The organism is Marinobacter sp., from assembly GCF_041690455.1.
In the GTDB taxonomy this organism is placed as follows: domain Bacteria; phylum Pseudomonadota; class Gammaproteobacteria; order Pseudomonadales; family Oleiphilaceae; genus Marinobacter.
The window spans coordinates 1-4,146 of sequence record NZ_JAWLHI010000131.1; the positions used below are offsets into that span (position 1 = coordinate 1).

The window sequence follows — 4,146 nt, forward strand, 5'->3', positions numbered from 1 at the left end:
TCGCCCCATCCGCCGCTTTCTCGGGCGCCTGCTCCTGCTGGCGCTGCTCGCCTTCCTGCTGATCCAGCTGTGGTTCTTCGTCCAGGTCTGGCACCTGCGGGAGCAAAACCCGGAGTCCAGCGCCTTCATGCGCGAGCGCGTGGAGCTGCTGCGCGACATCAAGCCGGATATCCAGGCGCGGCAACAGTTCGTTCCGTACGAGGCGATCAGCCTGCCCGCCAGGCAGGCCGTGGTCGCCTCCGAGGACGACCGGTTCATGGATCACTGGGGACTGGACCTGACCGGCATCCGGCAGGCCATGGAGAAGAACCTCGAGGCCGGGACGATCGTCGCCGGCGGCTCGACCATCACCCAGCAGCTGGCCAAGAACCTGTTCCTCTCCGCCGAGCAGTCTCTCTGGCGCAAGGGCCAGGAGGCGCTGATCGCCCTGATGATGGAAGGCGTGCTAGGCAAGCGGCGGATACTGGAGCTCTACCTCAACTACGCCGAGTGGGGAAACCTGCTCTACGGCATCGAGGCCGCCGCCCGCCACTACTACGGCAAGCCGGCCAGCGCCCTGACCCGGCACGAAGCCGCGCGGCTCGCCGCCATGCTGCCCAACCCGCGCTTCTACCAGGACAACCGCAATGCGCGGGGGCTGCAGGTCCGGACCGAGGCGGTGCTGGGGCGGATGGATTACTCGCGCGTTCCCTGAGGTAACGGAGACTTCGGGGCAGGCTCCGTCTCCGTCGGCAACGGTCGCCCATCCCGGGAGAATGCCAGCCAAGGCTCGTCGAGGTGGTGCACGAGCTTCCCTTGGTGCCAGAAACGCGGTTGGTAACCACCCCATGCCATCTCGCCACCGACATCCCAGTTGTATTTATGGTTACTGACCTCGATCAATGTGAAGCCGGCAGCCCAGATGGAGACGGACAACACCACGGTGCGCGTGGCCAAGTTTAGGCCCCGATCTATCGGTGAGACTCGACTCCTCTCCTCCCCGCCTGCCCGACCGGCACGATACTGTCCGAGCGCAGCACCCACGACCACCACCAGCATGGCAAGGCTCATGGGCGTCACGACCACGCCACTGACCAGTGAATGCGCACCGGCTGTCAGCAGAGAGCCGGTCAACCCCACGAGGAACGCCCGCTCTTGCTCCGGCGTGGCGTCATTTTTTACACGTCCACGCACGAACATCACCCAGCACCAGCCGAGCCATGCCAGCAACGAGAACAGGAGCAATGCGGCGGTCAACCCCCACTCAACCGCAATCTGCAGCGGAAAGCTGTGCGGGTGGGCCATGGCACCGAACTGCAACGCCGCATACTGCATCGGGCCGATCCCGAACCAAGGATGATCGGCGATCAAAGCCATCGAGGCCGTCCAGAGTGGCAGACGTCCGGCGTCATGGAAGGACCAGACGTTCGCCTGAAGTCCGACGCCCACCTCCCACGGCCACGACGCACCCATCGTTCCCACGGCGAGTGCCGCCCCGACCAGCGCGGCACCCAGCTGCCAGATCAGCCAGGCCCGGGCGCGCCATCCAAACACCAGAAAGAGAACCAAACCGGCCCCAGTTAAGGCGAACAACGTCCCTCGCCCTCCCGAGTGAAACAACAACCCCCACAGGAATGCCAGCGCCGCGAATACTGCCAAACGCCAGAAGATCGGCCGGCATCGTGGAACGAGAAGATACGCCGCCGCTGGCAACAGCGGAAGCAACCAGCTCAACCACTGATTGAAATACCGAATATTGATGAAATGGTTGATTAAATGGGTGTTTAACGGCAGAGCCTGACCCTCCGAATGGGCAAAAAAGACTCGCAGTAGGACCATCAGGCTATAGAGAAAAGCCGACAGGGCCGATGCGTACAAAAGCCCACTCCGAAACGCGGAGGCGGGAGAACAACGCAGGATCCAGACCGAAATGAAAACGAGCAGAAACATTGACCACTCGAGTAGTGCATATCCGAGAACAGGGGCCCTGAACGCTGACAGAAGTCCCAGCATCAGAAACGCTGATAGCACGAAACCGATTACCCGGGTGGAATCAGACGATCCGAAAGTTTTACTGGCACGTGCAAACAGATAAACGGTACCGGATACCGCAAACAACAGGACCAACACCAAGCGACGGTCATCGAAAACCGAGACATGGCTGATAGAGGGGAGAGAAGGCAGGAAAACGACACCGAGCAGCCAGCTGCTTGCGATCAACCCATACAACCTCATGAACACGTACTCCATTCCCACCAGAGGCACTTGGTGCTCCGATTTTCTTAAGCCACACGGATGTTGAACCAGACAAAAAAATCCGGGCCATTGGCCCGGATTTACATACTTACTTATCCTACGCGTTTAACGAGCAGGAATTTTCTACCACCGCCTTACGAAGTGGTGCAGCCGCCCGGGAGATATTTGTCTTCCCAATTGCCACCATCCGTGACCGTGCAGTTCCACGCCCCTGCAGCGTCACGCGTGAGTCGCAGAACGGAGTTCGCGATTTTCGGGTTCCCCTGCATGGTACAAGCAATTGCTTGACCTTCAGCGTTGGTGAGATTACCACCTTCAATCTCAATCCCCTGGCAGGCATTAGTGTCGCCCTGGAGACCAATAAGATCTACATCGCCCGCAGCGAGCGTATCGGTGTTCGGATCACCAATGACGTGGCCACGCTGAATCATCTCCTCAAACGCTGTTACCCCACCACGCACGTCAGCCAGCGCAGCGGTAGCCTGCGAGCGAGCCACATAGTCCTGGTAAGCCGGGATAGCGATAGCCGCCAAAATACCAATGATCGCCACAACGATCATCAGCTCAATCAGGGTGAAACCCTTTTGGACCTGTTTGCCCATCTGATTCATCATCTCTTGATCTCCTTCGGAGTGGTTTGAACAACCGGGCCTCCTGGCCCTTTGGTCGAGGTCAGATAAAGCAACTGTTGTGCCAAGAGCAGATCCCCGCGCCCAAGTGTTTCTTTGTACGCCCTCCCCCCCTGACCATCTACTCCCCGGAAGGACTTATATCCGCCCGGCCACCCACCCCGGTGTCACTGCCTGACATACGCCACGACGGGTTGTCATGTTTTGACACACGAACGGAACCCGTCCCACGTAACCGTCGGGCAAAGACGAACAGGCTATGTAGGCTCTTCCTCGCAGGCCCCGGGACGGTATCGCTGCTCTAGGGAAGTTACACAGGTCCAGACGCCGTCGTCATCCCGTTGCCATGCCAGTAACTCGCCGCTCACAGTCGGAGGCCCCTGCCGAATGACACAGCGAACCGCGCCCGCCCCGCCGTAACCGAAGGCATCGATTTGCATGTCACAGTGCGCCGTCTGTGAAGGCACGCCGATGTATGCGTCATCGTTGGGGGTGAGCGACAAATCGGAAGGCGGCACACCACGGTTGAGCAGCAACTCAGTCTGTGTCTTTGCCGGTGTCACGTCGGCAAGGGCGCTTCCGACCTTCGCCCGGGCGGTGTAGTCCACGTAGCTGACAGTGGCGATGGCGGCGAGGATGCCGATGATCGCGAACACGATCATCAGCTCGATCAGGGTAAAGCCCCGTTCCGGGCGGGTCAGGTGTCGCATGGGAGCACCTCCTTGACGAGATCCATGTTTGTCTCCCGGAACCCGAGGCTCGAGTCAGGCAACCAGGGCAGCGATCGGACACCCCTCGCATCGACGCGACGACCTGCAAACAGGACTCACATCAACTGTTACCTCCCGGCCACCCGGGCTCACGGGCGCCTGACTCGATATTGGAATCTACAGCTCACGGGCTGACGGCCTGTCGCGTAACCGATCCCGGAGCCACCGAACGGCGGAGCCGGACATTACAAAGATTAGCAACTCTTGTGCCGTTTTCAGGTCAGGGCCGTTTTCCATGAAGTCGGGTAATCCCCGGTCCCAGGGACGAAAAAGGCCCCGCCAATCGGCGGGGCCAAGGGACCACGGGGAGGGTGTGGTGTCTAGTTGTCGACGAGGAGCTGATCCCTGAGGTTGTCGAGGGTCTTTGGTCCGATGCCGTTGACGTCGGTGAGCTGGTCGACGGAATCGAAGGGCCCGTTCTCGTCGCGGTAGTCGACGATCCGCTCGGCGTAGACCGGTCCGATGCCGTCGAGCTGGACCAGTTCCTCGGCGGAGGCCTGGTTGAGGTCGAG

The 4,146-nt window shown here is 60.5% G+C and carries 5 protein-coding genes; 1 reads left to right on the forward strand and 4 read right to left on the reverse strand.

All coding sequences use genetic code 11. The features are described 5' to 3' along the window. The coding region (gene mtgA / locus ACESMW_RS18485) for a monofunctional biosynthetic peptidoglycan transglycosylase (RefSeq protein WP_372988434.1) at positions 1-694 on the forward strand (694 nt) is incomplete at its 5' end. Here mtgA and ACESMW_RS18490 read toward each other — a convergent pair. From ACESMW_RS18490 to ACESMW_RS18505, 4 genes are all read right to left on the reverse strand, one after another. Further along, a complete protein-coding gene (locus tag ACESMW_RS18490) occupies positions 676-2,244 on the reverse strand; it encodes an O-antigen ligase family protein (RefSeq protein WP_372988435.1) in 1,569 nt (522 codons plus the stop codon). The genes mtgA and ACESMW_RS18490 overlap by 19 nt on opposite strands. Positions 2,245-2,369: 125 nt before the next feature. Further along, positions 2,370-2,849, reverse strand: a complete 480-nt coding sequence (locus ACESMW_RS18495) for a pilin (RefSeq protein ID WP_372988436.1) — start codon at positions 2,847-2,849, stop codon at positions 2,370-2,372. Between the two features lie 272 nt (positions 2,850-3,121). Continuing rightward, the gene (locus ACESMW_RS18500; RefSeq protein ID WP_372988437.1) at positions 3,122-3,574 is read right to left on the reverse strand and encodes a pilin; all 453 of its coding nucleotides are present in this window, start codon (positions 3,572-3,574) and stop codon (positions 3,122-3,124) included. 380 nt (positions 3,575-3,954) lie between these two features. After that, positions 3,955-4,146: ComEA family DNA-binding protein (locus ACESMW_RS18505; protein ID WP_372988438.1), on the reverse strand; the 192-nt coding region annotated here is incomplete at its 5' end.

What these genes read in the sequence shown, in the direction of transcription:
- ACESMW_RS18495 (WP_372988436.1), bottom strand. Translation starts at nt 2,849, where the DNA reads ATGATGAATCAGATGGGCAAACAGGTCCAAAAGGGTTTCACCCTGATT.
- ACESMW_RS18500 (WP_372988437.1), bottom strand. Translation starts at nt 3,574, where the DNA reads ATGCGACACCTGACCCGCCCGGAACGGGGCTTTACCCTGATCGAGCTG.